15 protein-coding genes are annotated in these 17,613 nt (G+C 65.7%); 8 read left to right on the top strand and 7 right to left on the bottom strand.

Features of this window, described 5'->3' with window-relative positions; all coding sequences use genetic code 11:
• Positions 1–57: 57 nt before the first annotated feature.
• On the bottom strand, positions 58–441 hold the full coding sequence (locus AAFG50_RS37675) for a cell division protein ZapA (protein WP_028173442.1): 384 nt from the start codon (positions 439–441) through the stop codon (positions 58–60).
• On the bottom strand, positions 438–728 hold the full coding sequence (locus AAFG50_RS37680; protein ID WP_011084341.1) for a DUF4164 domain-containing protein: 291 nt from the start codon (positions 726–728) through the stop codon (positions 438–440). The genes AAFG50_RS37675 and AAFG50_RS37680 overlap by 4 nt, the downstream gene beginning before the upstream one ends.
• 396 nt (positions 729–1,124) lie before the next feature.
• Here AAFG50_RS37680 and tkt point away from each other — a divergent pair, with 396 nt between their 5' ends.
• The 8 genes from tkt to AAFG50_RS37720 all read left to right on the top strand — a co-directional run bounded on the left by tkt (position 1,125) and on the right by AAFG50_RS37720 (position 10,673).
• Positions 1,125–3,140, top strand: a complete 2,016-nt coding sequence (gene tkt / locus AAFG50_RS37685) for a transketolase (RefSeq protein WP_074076589.1) — start codon at positions 1,125–1,127, stop codon at positions 3,138–3,140.
• A 149-nt stretch (positions 3,141–3,289) separates the two neighbouring features.
• Entirely contained in the window at positions 3,290–4,297 is a 1,008-nt protein-coding gene (gap, locus tag AAFG50_RS37690) for a type I glyceraldehyde-3-phosphate dehydrogenase (protein ID WP_028173444.1), read from the top strand.
• 139 nt (positions 4,298–4,436) lie between these two features.
• Positions 4,437–5,633: a phosphoglycerate kinase gene (locus AAFG50_RS37695; protein ID WP_011084338.1), complete on the top strand. Its 1,197-nt coding sequence runs from the start codon at positions 4,437–4,439 to the stop codon at positions 5,631–5,633.
• 54 nt (positions 5,634–5,687) lie between these two features.
• Positions 5,688–6,755 (top strand): class II fructose-bisphosphate aldolase, encoded by a 1,068-nt coding sequence (gene fba / locus AAFG50_RS37700; protein ID WP_011084337.1) that lies wholly within the window; start codon positions 5,688–5,690, stop codon positions 6,753–6,755.
• 239 nt (positions 6,756–6,994) lie between these two features.
• Positions 6,995–8,020: a class I fructose-bisphosphate aldolase gene (locus AAFG50_RS37705; RefSeq protein WP_028173445.1), complete on the top strand. Its 1,026-nt coding sequence runs from the start codon at positions 6,995–6,997 to the stop codon at positions 8,018–8,020.
• Positions 8,021–8,023: 3 nt separating this feature from the next.
• Complete coding sequence (locus AAFG50_RS37710) at positions 8,024–8,710, top strand: thiamine phosphate synthase (protein WP_028173446.1); 687 nt, start codon at positions 8,024–8,026, stop codon at positions 8,708–8,710.
• 8 nt (positions 8,711–8,718) lie between these two features.
• A complete protein-coding gene (locus tag AAFG50_RS37715) occupies positions 8,719–9,783 on the top strand; it encodes a tetratricopeptide repeat protein (RefSeq protein WP_028173447.1) in 1,065 nt (354 codons plus the stop codon).
• Between the two features lie 98 nt (positions 9,784–9,881).
• Positions 9,882–10,673, top strand: a complete 792-nt coding sequence (locus AAFG50_RS37720) for an inositol monophosphatase family protein (protein ID WP_028173448.1) — start codon at positions 9,882–9,884, stop codon at positions 10,671–10,673.
• A 132-nt stretch (positions 10,674–10,805) separates the two neighbouring features.
• On the opposite strand, the gene AAFG50_RS37725 is transcribed toward AAFG50_RS37720, so the two are convergent.
• From AAFG50_RS37725 to AAFG50_RS37745, 5 genes are all read right to left on the bottom strand, one after another.
• A complete protein-coding gene (locus AAFG50_RS37725) occupies positions 10,806–13,958 on the bottom strand; it encodes a multidrug efflux RND transporter permease subunit (protein WP_271552296.1) in 3,153 nt (1,050 codons plus the stop codon).
• A gap of 6 nt (positions 13,959–13,964) precedes the next feature.
• Positions 13,965–15,158, bottom strand: coding sequence for an efflux RND transporter periplasmic adaptor subunit (locus AAFG50_RS37730; protein WP_011084331.1), 1,194 nt, complete (start codon positions 15,156–15,158; stop codon positions 13,965–13,967).
• 420 nt (positions 15,159–15,578) lie between these two features.
• Complete coding sequence (locus tag AAFG50_RS37735) at positions 15,579–15,986, bottom strand: hypothetical protein (protein WP_028173451.1); 408 nt, start codon at positions 15,984–15,986, stop codon at positions 15,579–15,581.
• Positions 15,987–16,333: 347 nt separating this feature from the next.
• Positions 16,334–17,374, bottom strand: a complete 1,041-nt coding sequence (locus AAFG50_RS37740) for a cyclopropane-fatty-acyl-phospholipid synthase family protein (RefSeq protein WP_028173452.1) — start codon at positions 17,372–17,374, stop codon at positions 16,334–16,336.
• Positions 17,371–17,523 carry a hypothetical protein gene (locus AAFG50_RS37745; protein ID WP_162185889.1) on the bottom strand — a complete coding sequence of 51 codons (153 nt, stop codon included), beginning with the start codon at positions 17,521–17,523 and terminating at the stop codon, positions 17,371–17,373. The genes AAFG50_RS37740 and AAFG50_RS37745 overlap by 4 nt, the downstream gene beginning before the upstream one ends.
• Positions 17,524–17,613: the final 90 nt, after the last annotated feature.

Here is a 17,613-nt window from a genome sequence, read left to right on the forward strand (position 1 = left end):
AGAGGTTGAGCCCGCGGTTACATCGAGCGGACCAACTGATCGAGTCTTCCGCGGTCCCTACCCGATCGCGATGCCGCCTCCGACGGTCCGGTTCAGGACCTGGGTCGACTTCTCGATGCGTTCGGCTGCGGCGTTCAGCGCGTTCACCACCGCGGTCTGCGTCATCCTGGCGCGCTCGACGGCGGCATTGCGGAAATCCCGCAGCTCGGTCAATTCCTGCTCCATGGTGCGGACGCGGTTGCCGGCGTCGACCAGCTCGTCGCAGACGGTCAGCGCCGCCATCACAGTCAGGCGCGCATCGCCGATCTCGCCGAATTTTCCGCGCAGCGACTGAATCCGCGTCTCCAGGCTTTCGGCGAGCTTGAGCAGCCGCACCTCCTGGCCCTCCTCGCAGGCCATGCGGTATTGCCGGCCGTTGATGGTGACGTTGATGTGGCTCATCCATCCTCTCCGGTATCGAGCACCGAGCGTATCGTGACGATCGCGGAATCCAGCCGATCGGAGATCTCGCGATTGGTGCGCTCGAGCTTGCGCGCCTTCACCAGCGCACCATCGAGCTCATCGGCAAGCCGCGAGCGGTCCGCGCCGAGCGCCTGGATTCGCGCGGCGAGCTCGTTCTCGTCGCGATCGGCGTCGCGCCGGCGCTCCACCGCGCTCTCGAGCGCGTCGAGCGCCGCCATGAGCCTGCGGGTCGCGATCTCGATCTCGACGGCGGAGGACTCCGTCATGGCGGAACTGTTGGATACGCGATCGTTCATGCGGTCAGCGGCGGACCTTGGTGGCCTTTGCATCGGGGCTTGCCGCCCGGCAAAAGACTCGGTTCGGCAAGCGGTTAGAAGCAGAAATTTACGTGGCAAGCTAGCCCAGCGCAATGTCGCCGCGAAACTATGCACCGCTAGATCGGCCCTCGGCATGGCGGCCGGCTGGTTCCAGATCTGCATGATCCGCGGCTGCGGCTTTTCCGGATCATGCCCCAGGCAACTTTTGCGGCCAAACCGGCGTTTGATTGCCTTGGACTCCCGGAACCGAGATGCTATCCAGCCCCCAACCTCCCGTGACCGCCAGGCTCGATCCAGCGCGGCGCACACGGCCATCAAGCACCTCATTCCAGACGGATTTTCATCATGATGCAGCTCGATGCCTCCCGTATGGCCCATACGCAGGTCGACCACTCCCGTATGGCCAACGCGATCCGCGGCCTTTCGATGGACGCTGTCGAGAAGGCGAAATCGGGCCATCCCGGCCTGCCGATGGGCGCCGCCGACATCGCCACGGTGCTGTTCACGCAGTTCCTGAAATTCGACGCCGCCGCGCCCGCCTGGCCGGACCGCGACCGCTTCGTGCTGTCGGCCGGCCACGGCTCGATGCTGCTCTATTCGCTGCTGTACCTGACCGGCAATGCCGACATGACGCTGGACCAGCTCAAGCAATTCCGCCAGCTCGGCGGGCTGACGCCTGGCCACCCGGAGAACTTCCACACCAAGGGCATCGAGACCACCACCGGTCCGCTCGGCCAGGGCATCTCGACCGCGGTCGGCATGGCGCTCGCCGAGAAGATGCTCGCCGCCGAGTTCGGCAAGAAGATCGTCGATCACCACACCTTCGTGCTCGCCTCCGACGGCGACCTGATGGAAGGCGTGTCGCAGGAAGCGATCGCGATGGCCGGGCACTGGAAGCTCAACAAGCTGATCGTGCTCTACGACGACAACGGCATCTCGATCGACGGCCCGACCTCGATCGCCGATTCCGTCGATCAGGTGAAGCGCTTCAAGTCCGCCGGCTGGGCCGCCGAGAAGATCGACGGCCACGACCAGGCCGCCATCACAGCGGCCATCACGCGCGCGAAGAAGTCCAACAAGCCGACGCTGATCGCCTGCCGCACCACCATCGGCTTCGGCGCGCCGCACAAGGCCGGCACGTCGAAGGTGCACGGCGAGGCGCTCGGCGCCGAGGAGCTCAAGGCCGCCAAGGAAAATCTCGGCATCTCGCTCGAGCCGTTCTCGGTGCCCGACGACGTGCTGAAAGCCTGGCGCGCGGCCGGCAGCCGCGGCGCTGCGGCTCGGCAGGAATGGGAAGGACGGCTCGGCGAGCTCGGCAGCCGCAAGCGCGCCGAGTTCGAGCGCCGCCTGCGCCATGAGCGTCCGGCCTCGCTCGCAAAGGCGGTGCGCGCGTACAAGAAGGAGCTACTGGAAAAGCCGTTGGTTGCGGCCACCCGCAAATCCTCGGAAGCGGTGATCGAAGTCATTGCCGGCGCCATGCCGATGGAATTCCTCGCAGGCTCGGCCGACCTCACCGGCTCCAACAACAACAAGGCGAAGTCGGCGACCGCCTTCTCGGCCAAGACGCCGAAGGGCCGCTTCATCCATTACGGCATCCGCGAGCACGGCATGGCCGCCGCGATGAACGGCATCTTCCTGCACGGCGGCTTCGCGCCGAACGGCGCAACCTTCCTGGTGTTCACCGACTATGCGCGTCCGGCGATGCGCCTTGCCGCGCTGATGGGCACCGGTGTCGTCTACGTGATGACGCACGATTCCATCGGCCTCGGCGAAGACGGCCCGACCCATCAGCCGGTCGAGCATCTCGCCGCGCTTCGCGCCATTCCAAACATGCGCGTGTTCCGTCCCTGCGACTCCGTCGAAGTCGCCGAGTGTTGGGAGCTCGCGCTCAACCGCATCGACGGCCCGACGGTGCTGGCGCTGACGCGGCAGAACCTGCCGCAGCTCCGCACCACCGCGCCGAACGACAATCCTTGCGCGGCCGGTGCCTACGAGCTGGTTCCGGCGCAGGGCGAAGCCAAGGCGACGCTGTTCGCCTCCGGCTCCGAGGTCGAAATCGCGGTCGCCGCCCAGAAGCAGCTCGCCGAGCGCGGCATCCCGTCACGGGTGGTGTCGGTGCCCTCGCTCGAGCTTTTGTTAGCGCAACCAGAAGCCAAGCGCGCCGAGATCATCGGCAACGCGCCGGTGAAGGTCGCTATCGAGGCCGCCGTGCGCTGGGGCTGGGATGCTGTGATCGGCCAGGATGGCGAATTTGTCGGCATGCATTCCTTCGGCGCGAGCGCGCCGGCGAAGGACCTGTACAAGCATTTCGGCATTACCGCCGAGGCTGCGGTTAACGCCGTGCTGAAGCGCGTATCCTGAGAGTTGAGCTTGCCAAAAAAAAGGACTACGTAACGTCCCATATGATCAAGCACCGCCCGGCCGAACCGGGCGTCCGCCCTAAAAAACCCTCGCTGACGCGTTAGCCGCGCGTCCGGCGGGACGACAACGGTCATTGAAGGAGACGAAAGATGGCAGTCCGCGTTGGAATCAACGGTTTTGGTCGTATCGGCCGCAACGTCCTGCGGGCGATTGCAGAGTCCGGCCGCAAGGATATCGAGGTGGTCGGCATCAACGACCTCGGCCCGGTCGAGACCAATGCCCATCTGCTCCGTTTCGACAGCGTTCACGGCCGCTTCCCCGGCACCGTCACCGTCGACGGTGATTCGATCAGCCTCGGAGGCGGCAAGATCAAGGTGACCGCCGAGCGCGATCCCTCGAAGCTGCCCTGGAAGGATCTCGGCGTCGACATCGCGCTGGAATGCACCGGCATCTTCACCTCGAAGGACAAGGCCTCCGCACATCTGACCGCCGGCGCCAAGCGCGTGCTGGTCTCCGCGCCCGCCGACGGCGCCGACGCCACCATCGTCTACGGCGTCAACCACGACACGCTGACCAGGGATCACCTGGTCGTCTCCAACGGTTCCTGCACGACGAACTGCCTCGCGCCGGTCGCCAAGGTCCTGAACGATCTCGTCGGCATCGAGACCGGCTTCATGACCACGATCCACGCCTATACCGGCGACCAGCCGACGCTCGACACCATGCACAAGGATCTCTATCGCGGCCGCGCGGCGGCGATGTCGATGATCCCGACCTCGACCGGCGCCGCCAAGGCGATCGGCCTCGTGCTGCCGGAACTGAAGGGCAAGCTCGACGGCGTCGCGATCCGCGTGCCGACCCCGAACGTCTCGGTCGTCGATCTCAAGATCATTGCCAAGCGCGCCACCGACGTGAAGGAAATCAACGCGGCGATGAAGCGCGCCTCCGAGCAGCAGCTCAAGGGCATCCTCGGCTACACCAATGCGCCGAACGTCTCGATCGACTTCAACCACGATCCGCACTCCTCGACCTTCCACGAGGACCAGACCAAGGTGCAGAACGGCACGCTGGTGCGCGTGATGTCCTGGTACGACAACGAGTGGGGCTTCTCGAACCGCATGGCCGACACCGCGGTCGCGATCGCGAAGGTGATCTAACTCCGCAGCGGTTTCGTCATTCCGGGATGGTCCGTAAGGACCAGACCCGGAATCTCGAGATTCTCAGGTGCGCAACTGCGCACCAGGGTTCGCGCTAAGCGCGCCCCGGAATGACAGTCCAAATGGTTGAGGCCATCCCATGGCGAACAAATTCCGCACCCTCGACGACGTCGACGTGAAGGGCAAACGCGTGCTGCTGCGCGTCGACCTCAACGTGCCCATGGAGAACGGGCGCGTCACCGACGCAACCCGGCTCGAGCGCGTCGCGCCGACCATCACCGAGCTCGCCGACAAGGGCGGCAAGGTGATCCTGCTCGCGCATTTCGGCCGGCCGAAGGGACGCGACGCCAAGGAGTCGCTCAAGCCCGTCACCGAGGCGCTGTCGAAGGTCCTGAACAAGCCCGTTGCGTTTGCCGACGACTGCATCGGCGAGCCCGCGGCCACGGCCGTGGCGGCACTCAAGGACGGCGACATCCTGTGCCTGGAAAACACCCGCTTCCACAAGGAAGAGGAAAAGAACGATCCCGCCTTCGTCGCGGAATTGGCCAAGCTCGGCGACATCTGGGTCAATGACGCGTTCTCGGCCGCGCACCGCGCCCACGCCTCGACCGAAGGCCTCGGCCACAAGCTGCCGGCCTACGCCGGCCGCACCATGCAGGCCGAGCTCGATGCGCTGGAGAAGGCGCTGGGCTCGCCGACCAAGCCGGTCATCGCGATCATCGGCGGCGCCAAGGTCTCGACCAAGATCGACCTGCTCGAAAATCTCGTCAGCAAGGTCGACGCGCTGGTGATCGGCGGCGGCATGGCCAACACCTTCCTGCACGCCCAGGGCGTCGGCATCGGCAAGTCGCTGGCCGAGAAGGATCTCGCGCCGACCGCGCTGCGCATCATTGAGAAGGCGGAAGCCGCCAACTGCGCCATCATCCTGCCGGTCGACGCCACCGTCGCCTATCATTTCGCGGCCAACGCGCCGTCCCACGCCTACGGCCTTGATGCGATCCCGGCCGACGGCATGATCCTCGACGTCGGCCCGCAATCGGTCGCGCGCGTGCACGCGGCGATCGACGACGCGGCGACGCTGGTCTGGAACGGGCCGCTCGGCGCCTTCGAGATGCAGCCGTTCGACCGCGGCACGGTCGCGGCCGCCAAGCACGCCGCCGAGCGCACCAAGGCGAAAAAGTTGATCTCGATCGCGGGCGGCGGCGACACCGTCGCGGCCCTCAACCAGGCCCACGTGGCCGGTGACTTCACCTATGTCTCGACCGCCGGTGGCGCATTTCTTGAATGGATGGAAGGCAAGCCACTGCCCGGCGTCGAGGTCCTGCGCATCAAGTAGTCAGTCGACAAGTAGCTAGCGGGCCCTGAAGGCCCAAACCGGAGAAAAAGACACATGGCTCGGATCACGTTACGTCAATTGCTCGACCATGCGGCTGAGAACGATTACGGCGTACCGGCCTTCAACATCAACAACATGGAGCAGGCGCTGGCGATCATGGACGCCGCCAACCAGGTCGATGCGCCCGTCATCATCCAGGCCTCGCGCGGTGCGCGCTCCTACGCCAACGACGTCATGCTCAAGCACATGATGGACGCGGTGACCGAGATCTACCCGCACATCCCGGTCTGCGTGCATCTCGACCACGGCAACGAGCCGGCGACCTGCATGACCGCGATCCAGGCCGGCTTCACCTCGGTGATGATGGACGGCTCGCTCAAGGCCGACGGCAAGACCCCCGGCGACTGGGGCTACAATGTCGGCGTCACCAAGACCGTGACCGACATGGCCCATCTCGGCGGCATCTCGGTCGAGGGCGAGCTCGGCGTGCTCGGCTCGCTCGAGACCGGCATGGGCGACAAGGAAGACGGCCACGGCGCCGAAGGCAAGCTCAGCCACGACCAGCTCCTGACCAATCCGGACGAGGCCGTGAAGTTCGTGCAGGAGACCAGGGTCGACGCGCTCGCGATCGCGATGGGGACTTCGCACGGTGCTTACAAATTTACCCGCAAGCCGGACGGCGACATCCTCGCCATGAAGGTGATCGAGGAGATCCACCGCAAGCTGCCGAACACGCACCTCGTCATGCACGGCTCGTCGTCGGTGCCGCAGGACCTCCAGGACATCATCAACACCTATGGCGGCAAGATGAAGCCGACCTGGGGCGTGCCTGTTACCGAGATCCAGCGCGGCATCAAGAACGGCGTGCGCAAGATCAACATCGACACCGACAACCGGATGGCGATGACCGGCCAGATCCGGAAGGTGCTGAAGGACAATCCGGAAGAGTTCGACCCGCGCAAGTACCTGAAGCCGGCGATGGAAGCGATGACCAAGCTGTGCAAGCAGCGGCTCCAGGAGTTCAACACCGCCGGCCAGGCCTCCAAGATCAAGAAGGTCCTGACCACCGCCGAGATGGCCAAGCGCTACGCCAAGGGTGAGCTCGACCCCCGCGTCGCGTAGCGATCGCGCGGTGGCGTAAGGCCTCCGGACACACCCTCCCGTCATTCCGGGACACGCGAAGCGTGGGCCCGGAATCCATAACCACAGCCTGGGGTTATGGATTCCGGGCCTGCGCCTTTCGGCGCATCCCGGAATGACAGAGAACCCCCTTACCCCTGCGACGAACGTTAACTCGGCATTTGCCCGAGAACGGTCTATTTTCACGGGCAAGGGCAGAATCGTTTTGGGAGGACCTCTCGATGGATCTGACTGAGCTCAACAGGATCGCGACCGCCATGGTCGCGCCCGGCAAGGGCATCCTTGCCGCCGACGAATCCTCCGGCACCATCAAGAAGCGCTTCGACGCGATCGGCGTGGAATCGACGGAATCGAACCGGCGCGACTACCGCGAGATGCTGTTCCGATCCAGGGAAGCCATGAGCCAGTACATCTCCGGCGTGATCCTCTATGACGAGACGATCTGGCAGGATGCGAAGGACGGCACGCCGCTGGTGAAGCTGATCGAGAGTAGCGGCGCCATCCCGGGCATCAAGGTCGACGAAGGCACGCAAGGCTTGCCGATGTGCCCGGGCGAGCTCGTGACCGTCGGGCTCGACAAGCTCGCCGAGCGGCTGAAGAAATATTACGAGCGCGGCGCGCGCTTCGCCAAATGGCGCGCGGTGATCGACATCGGCAGCGGCATTCCTTCGATGACGGCGATCAGCGTCAACGCCCACGCACTGGCGCGCTATGCGGCGCTGTGCCAGGCCGCGCGGATCGTGCCGATCGTCGAGCCGGAAGTGCTGATGGACGGCGATCACGACATCGACCGCTGCTACGAGGTCACGCAGCGCGTGCTCAACAAGACGTTTCAGGAATTGCGCGTGCAGCGCGTCGCGCTCGAAGGCATGGTGCTGAAACCGAACATGGCGATCTCGGGCAAGAAGTGCGCGAAGCAGGCCCCCGTCGAGGAGGTCGCGGAGAAGACGATACGGCTGCTCAAGGCCTGTGTGCCGGCGGCGGTGCCCGGCATCGCCTTCCTCTCCGGCGGCCAGTCGGACGAAGAGGCAACCGCGCATCTCAACGCCATGCACAAGCTCGGCCCGCTGCCCTGGGGCCTGACCTTCTCCTACGGCCGCGCGCTTCAGGCCGCGCCGCAGAAGGCCTGGTCCGGCAAGGCCGAGAACGTCGCGGCCGGCCAGCGCGCCTTCAGCCATCGTGCACGAATGAACGGCCTCGCCTCCAAAGGCGAATGGCAAAGCAGCCTGGAAAAGAAAGCGGCCTAGACCTTGTCGAACAAATCGCCTCCGCCGCGCCCGGCGCCGCGCCTTTATCTCGCGACGCCTGTTGTCGATGACCCAGCTTCGCTCGTCGCCGAGTTGCCGGGCCTGCTCGCGGCCGCCGACGTCGCGGCCGTGCTGGTGCGGCTGAAGGAGACCGACCAGCGCACCATGATCTCGTGGATCAAGGCACTCGCGCCGCCGGTCCAGAAGGCCGGCGCCGCGCTGCTGATCGACGGCCATGCCGAACTGGTCGCGCGCGGCGGTGCCGACGGCGCGCACCTGCCCGGCATCGCCGCGCTGAAAGAGGCGCTGCCATCGCTCAAGCCCGATCGCATCGCCGGCGTCGGCGGGCTGACGACACGGCACCATTCCATGGATGCGGGCGAAATTGGCGCGGATTATTTGCTGTTCGGCGAGCCCGATGCAAAGGGCCAGCGTCCGTCGTCCGAGGCGATCGCCGAGCGGCTGGATTGGTGGGCCGAGCTGTTCGAGCCGCCCTGCGTCGGCTTTGCGACCTCGCTGGAAGAGGCCTACGATTTCGCCGCCAGCGGCGCCGATTTCGTGCTGGTCGGCGAGTTCGTCTGGGCCGATCCGCGCGGGGCCAAGGCCGCACTGATCGAGGCCGACGCCACGATCAAGAAGGCCCATGCGGCTGCGCTCGCAAGCCAAAATCCCGCGGGCGAGCACGGCTAGCGCCCGACATGAAGCTCCCGCGCATCACCATCCTGGCCACGCTGCTGCTCACGGTGCCCGCGGCCGCGCAACTCCAGATCGCGCCGCCGGCCACAACGCCGAGCCCGCCGGCCGAGAAGCAGAAAGCCAAGCCGCCCGCGCCCCCCAAGAAGAAGGAGGCCGCGCCGGCGCCGAAGCCGTCCGCCTCCCCCAAGCCGGCGCTGCCCGCGACCGTGATCCCGGCGCCTCCGACCGACAATTCCAATGTCGACCTGGTGTTCGGCGCCTACCAGCGCGGCCAGTACAAGACCGCGTTCGAGCTCGCCACCGCCCGCGCCCAGGCGGGCGATCCCAAGGCGATGACCATGCTGGGCGAGCTCTATTCCAACGCCATGGGCATCAAGCGCGACTACGCCAAGGCGCTCGAATGGTACAAGCGTGCGTCCGACGCCGGCGACCGCGAGGCGATGTTCGCGCTCGCCATGATGCGCATCGCCGGCCGCGGCGGCCCGGTCGACAAGGGCGAGGCGGTGAAGCTGATGGCTTCCGCCGCCAAGCTCGGCGAGCCCAAGGCTGCCTATAACCTCGCTTTGCTCTATCTCGACGGCCAGACCCTGCCGCAGGACGTCAAGCGTTCCGCCGAGCTGCTACGGCAGGCGGCGGACGCCGGCCTGCCCGAGGCGCAATACGCGCTGGCGACCTTCTACAAGGAGGGCACCGGCGTGCCGAAGGACCCGGAACGCGCGGTGCGGCTGCTCCAGGCGGCCTCGCTGACCGACAATGTCGATGCCGAGGTCGAATACGCCATCGCGCTGTTCAACGGCACCGGCACGCCGAAGAACCAACCGGCGGCCGTAGCCCTGCTCCGCAAGGCGTCCCGCCAGGGCAGCGCGATCGCGCAGAACCGGCTGGCCTGGGTGCTGATCAACGGCATGGGCACGCCCGTGGACAAGGTCGAGGGGTTCAAATGGCACCTGGTGGCCAAGACCGGCGGCAAGGGCGATCCGGAGCTCGACAAGCAATTGTCCGATCTGCCGGCCGAGGACCGGGCCAAGGCCGAGGCCGCCGCCAGGAAATGGCTCGGCGCCAAATGACCTGACGCAATGACTTGACGTTGGGCCCCCCACAGGGCACCCAATCCCCCAAACAGGCGCGTTTTCGCGCCATTTCCCCCGATCAAGACCGGAAGCTCATGCTGTATTCCGCCACTATCAACGTCATGGTCAAGGCCGCGCGCCGCGCCGGCCGCAGCCTCAAACGCGATCTCGGCGAGATCGAGCATCTGCAGGTCTCGCTCAAGGGGCCGGCGAATTTCGTCTCGCTCGCCGACAAGCGCGCCGAGGAGATCCTCTATCAGGACCTCGCCAAGGCGCGGCCCGGCTACGGCTTCATCGGCGAGGAAGGCGGCACCCGCGAGGGCACCGACAAGAGCCACACCTGGATCGTCGATCCGCTCGACGGCACCACCAACTTCCTGCACGGCATCCCGCAATTCGCGATCTCGATCGGCCTCGCCCGCGAGGGTACGATCATCGCCGGCGTGATCTACAACCCCGCCAATGACGAGCTCTACATCGCCGAGCGCGGCAAGGGCGCCTTCCTCAACGACCAGCGCCTGCGCGTGGCCGGCCGCCGCCAGCTCAACGAATGCGTGGTGGCCTGCGGCCTGCCCCATATCGGCCGCGGCGACCACGAGGAATTCCGCCGCGAGATGACCGCGATCCAGGACCGCGTCGCGGGCCTGCGCCGCTTCGGCGCCGCCTCCCTCGACCTCGCCTTCGTCGCCGCCGGCCGCCTCGACGGCTATTGGGAGCGCAACCTGCAATCCTGGGACATCGCCGCCGGCATGATCATGGTGCGCGAGGCAGGCGGCACGGTGAGCGACATCGACACGACAGGCGATGCGCTGGTGACCGGGCATGTGGTGTGCGGGAACGAGTTCGTGCACGGGGAGCTGGTGAAGATTTTGCGGAAGCCTGCGTAGCGCGCCGCCCCGTCCACGTCGTCATTCCGGGGCGCGCCTCTTGGCGCGAGCCCGGAATCCATTGATCCGAGTCAATGGTGGCGCGATGGATTCCGGGTTCGCGCGATGCGCGCCCCGGCATGACAGTTTGCCCTATAGCTTCACCGGCGCCGGGGGCCCGTAGGCCTCGCCTTCCGCCGCCACCTTCTCCCGATCACCCGCCAGCACGCGCTGCACGGAGACGAAGAACACCGGCACCATCAGCAGCGCCAGGATCACCACCGCGATCATGCCGCCCATGACGATGCTGCCGAGCGCCTGCTGGCTGGCGCCGCCGGCGCCGTGGGCGATGGCCATCGGCAGCACGCCGCAGATGAAGGCAAGACCGGTCATCAGGATCGGGCGGAAGCGCAGGCGGCAGGCCTCGATGGTCGCGTCCACCAGCGGCTTGCCTTCTTTGCGCAGATCCTTGGCGAACTCGATGATCAGGATCGCGTCCTTGGCCGCAAGCCCGATGATGGTGATCAGGCCGACGGTGAAATAGACGTCGTTGGGCAGGCCGCGCAGCATCGCCGCGATCACGGCACCGACGATGCCGAGCGGCACGGTGAGCAGCACCGCGAGCGGAATGGTCCAGCTCTCGTAGAGCGCGGCGAGGCACAGGAACACCACGAACACCGAGAGCGCGAGCAGGAACGGCGCCTGCGAGCCCGACAGCTTCTCCTGGAGCGACTGACCGGTCCATTCATAGCCGAAGCCGCGCGGCAGCTTGCCGGCAAGGCGCTCCATCTCGGCGATGGCGTCGCCCGAGGTGAAGCCGGGCTTGGCCTCACCGGAGATGCGCACCGCCGGATAGTAGTTGAAGCCGGCGATCTGTGTCGGGCCGCGTGCCCACTCCACCGTGGTGAACGACGAGAACGGCACGAGCTGGCCGCGGCTGTTCTTGACGTTGTAGTTGAGGATGTCCTCGGTGCGCATGCGGTCGCGGGCGTCGGCCTGCACCACGACGCGCTGCATGCGACCGCGGTTCGGGAAGTCGTTGATGTAGTTCGAGCCGAGATTGGTCGAGATGGTGTTGTTGATGTCCTCGAAGGTGACGCCGAAGGCGCCGGCCTTCTCGCGATCGATCACGAGATTGACGACGCCCGCCTCGGGCAAGCCCTCGACATAGACTTTCTGCAGCACCGGGCTCGCATTGGCTTCCGCGATGAGCTGGTCGGCGGCGCGCATCAGTGCCGGATAGCCCTTCTGGCCGCGGTCCTGGAGACGGAACGAGAAGCCCGAGGAGTTGCCGAGATTGTCGATCGGCGGCGGCTGCAGCGCGGAGATCTTCGCATCGCGGATCGACGACGACAAATCGCGGTTGATGTCGGCAACGATCGCGGCGGCCGACTCCTTCGGCCCACGCTCCGACCAGTCCTTCAAGGTGATGAAAGCCTGCGCGGTGTTCATGCCCTGACCGGAGAAGCTGAAGCCGGTGAGGAAGGTGACGTTGTCGACGCCCGGCCGCTGCGCCAGATATTTTTCCACCTTCTCGATCACGGCTTCGGTGCGGGCGTAGGAGGAGTCCGACGGCGTCTGCACGTCGGTGGTGACGAAGCCCTGGTCGTCGACGGGCAGGAAGCCGCCTGGCAGGTTGACGAAGGCCCAGGACAGGCCGACGAGCAGCGCGACATAGACCAGCATCAGGCGGCCGGTGCGCTTCAGCGAGAAGCCGACGGTGCGCCCGTAGTGAAACCGAGCGGCCTCCAGCATGTGATTGAACCGGCTGAACACGACGTTGCTGGAATCGCCGTGCCCCTTGGCCACGGGCTTCAACAACGTGGCGCACAGCGCCGGCGTCAGCGACAGCGCGAGGAAGGCGGAGAAGCCGATCGCGGCCACCATGGTCACCGAGAACTGGCGGTAGATGATGCCGACCGAACCGGGGAAGAACGCCATCGGCACGAACACGGCCATCAGCACCAGCGTGATGCCGATGATGGCGCCCGATATCTGCGACATCGCCTTGCGCGTCGCCTCCTTCGGCGGCAGCCCCTCCTCGCTCATGATGCGCTCGACGTTCTCGACCACGACGATGGCATCGTCGACGAGGATGCCCACGGCAAGCACCATGCCGAACATCGAGAGCATGTTGATGGAGTAGCCGGCGAGCAGCAGCGTGGTGCAGGCGCCCAGGAGCGCCACCGGCACCACGATGGTCGGAATGATGGTGTAGCGGATGTTCTGCAAGAACAGGAACATCACCACGAACACCAGCACCACGGCTTCGACCAGCGTCGACAGCACCTTCTTGATCGAGGCCTCGACCACGGGCGTGATGTTGTAGGGGATCTCGTAGGAGATGTTGGCCGGGAAGAAGCGCGACAGCTCCTTCATCTTCTCTTCGACCGCGCTCGCGGTCGCCAGCGCGTTGCCGGTCGGCGACATCAGCACGGACAGGCCCGCGGTCGGCTTGCCGTCGAGGCGGGTGTTGAACTGGTAGCTGAGGCCTCCGACCTCGATGCGCGCGACGTCGCGCAGGCGCACGGTCGAACCGTCGGCGTTGGCACGCAGGATGATGGCGCCGAATTCATCGGGGGACGAGAGCTGGCCCTTGACCAGCACCAGCGCGGAGGTGCGCTGGGTCGAGGTCGACGGCTCGGCGCCGATGCTGCCCGAGGCGACCTGCGCATTCTGCGCCGATATCGCCTTGTTGACGTCGTCGGCGGTCAGTCCATAGCCGACGAGCTTGGCCGGATCGACCCAGACGCGAAGCGAGCGCTCGGTCGAATACAGCGTGGCGCGGCCGACGCCGGGGATGCGGCGGATCTCGCCGAGCACGTTGCGGATCATGAAGTCGCCGAGGCCGACCTCGTCGAGGCTGCCGTCGGTCGAGTTCAGCGTGATGATCTGGAGCACCGCGCTCGAGGCTTCCTCGATCAGAATGCCCTGCTGGATCACCGCGCGCGGCAGCCGCGCCTCGACGCGCTTGATGCGGTTCTGCACCTCGACGGACGCCGCGCTGGTATCCGTGCCGGGCTGGAAATTGGCGATGATCTCGACCTGGCCGAGCGAGTCGCTGGTCGATTCGAAATTGAGGATGCCGGAGGCGCCGTTGAGCTCCTCCTCGATCAGGCGCGTGACGCTGTTGTAGAGGTTCTCCGGCGAGGCGCCAGGATAGCTGGTCGAGATCGAGATCGAGGGCGGCGCGATGATCGGATATTGCGCGATCGGCAGCAGCGGCACCGAGATCGCGCCGATCAGACAGATGAACAGCGCCACAACCCAGGCGAAGATCGGCCTGTCGATGAAGAAACTCGCCATGGCACGTTACCGCGTCAGCTTCTGAGCGTGACGGTTATCTGCGGTCGCGTCCGCCTCCGACCAGGATTGCGGCTTGACCTTGTCGCCGGCCGCGAACTTCTGGAAGCCTTCGACCACGACCTTGTCGCCGGCCTTGAGGCCATCGGTGACGAACCAGATGCCGTCCTGCACCGAGCCGGTGCGCACCGGCTGCACCGCGATGCGGTTGTCATCCTTGACGACGAACACCTCGCTGCCGCCGCCGCCATTGCGCTGGATCGCCTGCTGCGGCACCGCGATGGCGTCGCTATCGAGGCCCTGGTCGAGGCGGACGCGGACATACATGCCCGGCAACAGCTCGCGCTTCGGATTGCGGAACTCGCCGCGCAGCGTCACCTGGCCGGTATGGGCGTCGACCTTGGCTTCAGAGAACAGCAGCTTGCCGTCGAGCGAATAAAGGGTGTTGTCGTCGAGCACGAGGCGCACCTTGACGGCATCGGCCTCGATGCGATCGAGATCGCCGCTCTCGAAGGCGCGGCGGAGCTGGTTGAGCTCGTTCACCGACTGGGTGAAGTCGGCATAGATCGGATCGAGCTGCTGGATGGTGGCGAGGTTGGTCTCGTTCTGCACGGCGAGCGCGCCTTCGCTGACGAGCGCTGCACCAACCACGCCGTCGATCGGCGCGCGCACGGTGGCATAGTCGAGATTGAGCTTGGCACGCGCGAGGTCGGCCTTGCGGCCCTCGACCTCGGCATGGGCCTGGCGTTCGGCGGCAACCGCCTTCTCGTTCTCGGCTTCGGGCGCTGCACGCTGGCTGGTGAGCGTGGCGATACGGTGCGCCTGCTGCTTGGCCTGCATCAACCCGGCTTCGGCCTTGGCGACCGCCGCCTCGTTGGCCATCACCTCGACCTCGAACGGACGCGGATCGATGCGATAGAGCGCATCGCCCGCCTTGACCTCGCTGCCCTGGCGGAACAGGCGCTCGACCACGATGCCGGAGACGCGCGGCCGCACATCGGAGACGCGCGTCGGCGCGATGCGGCCGGGCAATTCGCGCACCACGGCGCGGGCTTGCTGCTTGACGACGACGATGCTGACGTCAGGATCGGCAGGCTGGGCGGCGGACACGGCCGAGCTGGATTCCTCGCAGCCCGCGAGCAGCGGCGCAAAGGCCGCGAGCATCATTGCAACGCATGCCGATCGCGCACGAAGTCCTGACATGAAGTTAAGTGCCCCGATGTTGTTGAAACTGGTCACGCTCCGCGCGGGCCCGTTCTGGGCAAATCACGCGCGGCTGATGTCGTCAAAATAGAATGCGCCTGCTGCGATGCAACGCGTGGCGCGGGCGGCCCAATGTCACATGACCTATCGTGCTGAGTTCAGGTCACTTTCCGGCTCTCACCGGATTGTGAGTCGAGTTCCATCGCCGCGCGCTGCGACAGAACATCGCAATCAAACGTTTCGAGCCGGGACGTGCGTTCACGAGGGCGCAAACGACATTCAGCTACTGACGGCCAAGCGGAAGTTTTGCGATCAATCATAGCATCACCGCTCGTGACCCGAAGCGGTCCTGCACGCGGATGGCGCGTCGTCGCATGCGCCATCCGCTCCCACAATAGATCTCTTGCGAAGAAACGAGCCTTAAGCTTTCAGGTCGGTGATCCGCATAATCGCGACCACACTCCCGTCGTTGTACGCCTGTTCTTTTGTTTCCTTGTTGCAGGTCCAGACAAAATTCTTCTTGCCCGTAAAGGTCTTTCCCTCCTGCTCAAGCCGAAGCTCCCCTTCGGTGACATGGCAGACCATGGCATTCATCATCGGGGGGCCCATGGTCTTCGACCCCGGCTGCATAATGATATCGCGCATTGAGACGGTCTTAAAACCTGGGATCAGGGATGGTGTTTCGCCTTCATATTCACGCACCACGACACCTGGCCAAGGCGTCGTATCCTTGTAGCTTGTGGCTTGAGCGGCCGCTGGCTTGACCATAGCAGCCGAAACTGCAGCCAACCCGATTCCCAGTGCGGACCTTCGATTGACCTTGCTCATTGCTTTCCTCCCGACATTACTCGAACGAGCCGCCGCAAACGCAGCGCGCAAAGTTCGTGGTGAACGGTGGTGCGAGACCGAAAAAAGAACGGCCTCTAAGAGGAGTGTGCCTGCCGATAGCACCCGTGCTCTCGTTTGCCCGGACGGTGATTTCGGCACGTCCCGCTTCAAGGGGCAGTGACATTCTACGTCACCTGACGCATCCGGGAAACAGGTGGCGTCGCACGAAGACACTGCGGCCCCTTAGGAATGTCCGGAATTGGCCCCAATTCGGACCTCGGATGAGGTCCGCCATCGCGCCGCTATGGGGGCACAGCGGACCTCATGCATGCGCTGGGCACGCGGGACTATGAAACCCCCTCATCCGCCGCCTTCATCCGGTAGTGACTGACGCCCCATTCCGTTCCGCCGGCGTAGCCGAACAGGCCCGATGTCGCGAGGAAAAACCAGCGCCAGCGCCGCATCCACAAGGCGGTCTCGTCGCCATGGACGTTGCGCAAGGAAGCCTCGATCGCGTCACGATGCGCATCGAAATTGGCGAGCCAGTCGTTGGCAGTGCGCTGATAATGCGTGCCGCTCCAGCACCATTCCTTCTCGACCGTGAAGATGTCGTCGAATTGCCTGACGAGGTGATGGCTCGCCATCACCCCGCCGGTGAAGACGTGCTGCGCAATCCAGTCCTCGCGATTGGCCCGGTCGAACAGATGGGAGCCGGAACGATGGGTGACGATGTGCATGAACAGGCGCCCCTCGGGCGCGAGCCATGACCGCAGGCGCGTCATCAGCTTGCGCCAGTTCATCACGTGCTCGAACATCTCGACCGAGACGATGCGGTCGAACTGGCCCTCGGGCGCGAACACGTTCATGTCGGCGGTGACCACGCGCAGGTTCAAAAGCCCGCGCAGCCGCGCCTGCTCCTCGACATAGGCCCGCTGGCCTTGCGAGTTCGACACCGCCGTCACCCTGGCGTGCGGAAACTGCCGCGCCGTCCAGAGCGACAGCGAGCCCCACCCGCAGCCGAGCTCGAGGATGGTCTGCCCGTCGGCGAGACCGGCATGCGCGACGGTCTGGCGCAGCGCCTCCTCTTCCGCCTCCCGCAGGGTGGTCGCATCGGTCGTGTAGAAGCAGGACGAGTATTTGCGGTTGGGGCCGAGCGCCTGCGCGATGAAGGATGCGGGCGCCTCGTCGTGCCCGGCATTGGCGGCATCGACGTCCTCGGCGATCGGCCGCAGCATCATCCGCCCGGCGAAGGCGGCCTCGTCGTCCGCGCCGAGGGCGGAGATGCGGGTCGCCGTCCGCGAGCACAGACGCTGGATCGCGGCGCGGATCACGACATCAGGCAGCGGCACGCGTTCGGCAGTCCCGATGATCGCGGAAACGACGCTCATGCGGCCACTCCCCTGGTCATGTCTGGTTCGGGACGCGGAAGAAGCAACGGGCAGATTCGGGCGTTGCCGCCCGGCCGGATGCAGGCGAACGCCATCAGGACCGCGAGCAACGGCGCGATGACGTCCAGTCCCCCGAGATCCGTCACCATGCAAAAAATCCGACCTAAGCCTGCGGATTGCCGAAGTTTTGCAAAATACGTCCTTATCAAAGCGCGGTTTCGGCTTTGGGTTCCGGAAGC

The sequence above is a fragment of the Bradyrhizobium sp. B039 genome (assembly GCF_038965675.1).
Lineage (GTDB): Bacteria > Pseudomonadota > Alphaproteobacteria > Rhizobiales > Xanthobacteraceae > Bradyrhizobium > Bradyrhizobium diazoefficiens.

Coding starts and splice junctions, on each gene's coding strand:
- AAFG50_RS37675 (WP_028173442.1), bottom strand. CDS start 441: ATGAGCCACATCAACGTCACCATCAACGGCCGGCAATACCGCATGGCC.
- AAFG50_RS37680 (WP_011084341.1), bottom strand. CDS start 728: ATGACGGAGTCCTCCGCCGTCGAGATCGAGATCGCGACCCGCAGGCTC.
- tkt (WP_074076589.1), top strand. CDS start 1,125: ATGATGCAGCTCGATGCCTCCCGTATGGCCCATACGCAGGTCGACCAC.
- gap (WP_028173444.1), top strand. CDS start 3,290: ATGGCAGTCCGCGTTGGAATCAACGGTTTTGGTCGTATCGGCCGCAAC.
- AAFG50_RS37695 (WP_011084338.1), top strand. CDS start 4,437: ATGGCGAACAAATTCCGCACCCTCGACGACGTCGACGTGAAGGGCAAA.
- fba (WP_011084337.1), top strand. CDS start 5,688: ATGGCTCGGATCACGTTACGTCAATTGCTCGACCATGCGGCTGAGAAC.
- AAFG50_RS37705 (WP_028173445.1), top strand. CDS start 6,995: ATGGATCTGACTGAGCTCAACAGGATCGCGACCGCCATGGTCGCGCCC.
- AAFG50_RS37715 (WP_028173447.1), top strand. CDS start 8,719: ATGAAGCTCCCGCGCATCACCATCCTGGCCACGCTGCTGCTCACGGTG.
- AAFG50_RS37720 (WP_028173448.1), top strand. CDS start 9,882: ATGCTGTATTCCGCCACTATCAACGTCATGGTCAAGGCCGCGCGCCGC.
- AAFG50_RS37725 (WP_271552296.1), bottom strand. CDS start 13,958: ATGGCGAGTTTCTTCATCGACAGGCCGATCTTCGCCTGGGTTGTGGCG.
- AAFG50_RS37730 (WP_011084331.1), bottom strand. CDS start 15,158: ATGTCAGGACTTCGTGCGCGATCGGCATGCGTTGCAATGATGCTCGCG.
- AAFG50_RS37735 (WP_028173451.1), bottom strand. CDS start 15,986: ATGAGCAAGGTCAATCGAAGGTCCGCACTGGGAATCGGGTTGGCTGCA.
- AAFG50_RS37740 (WP_028173452.1), bottom strand. CDS start 17,374: ATGAGCGTCGTTTCCGCGATCATCGGGACTGCCGAACGCGTGCCGCTG.
- AAFG50_RS37745 (WP_162185889.1), bottom strand. CDS start 17,523: ATGGTGACGGATCTCGGGGGACTGGACGTCATCGCGCCGTTGCTCGCG.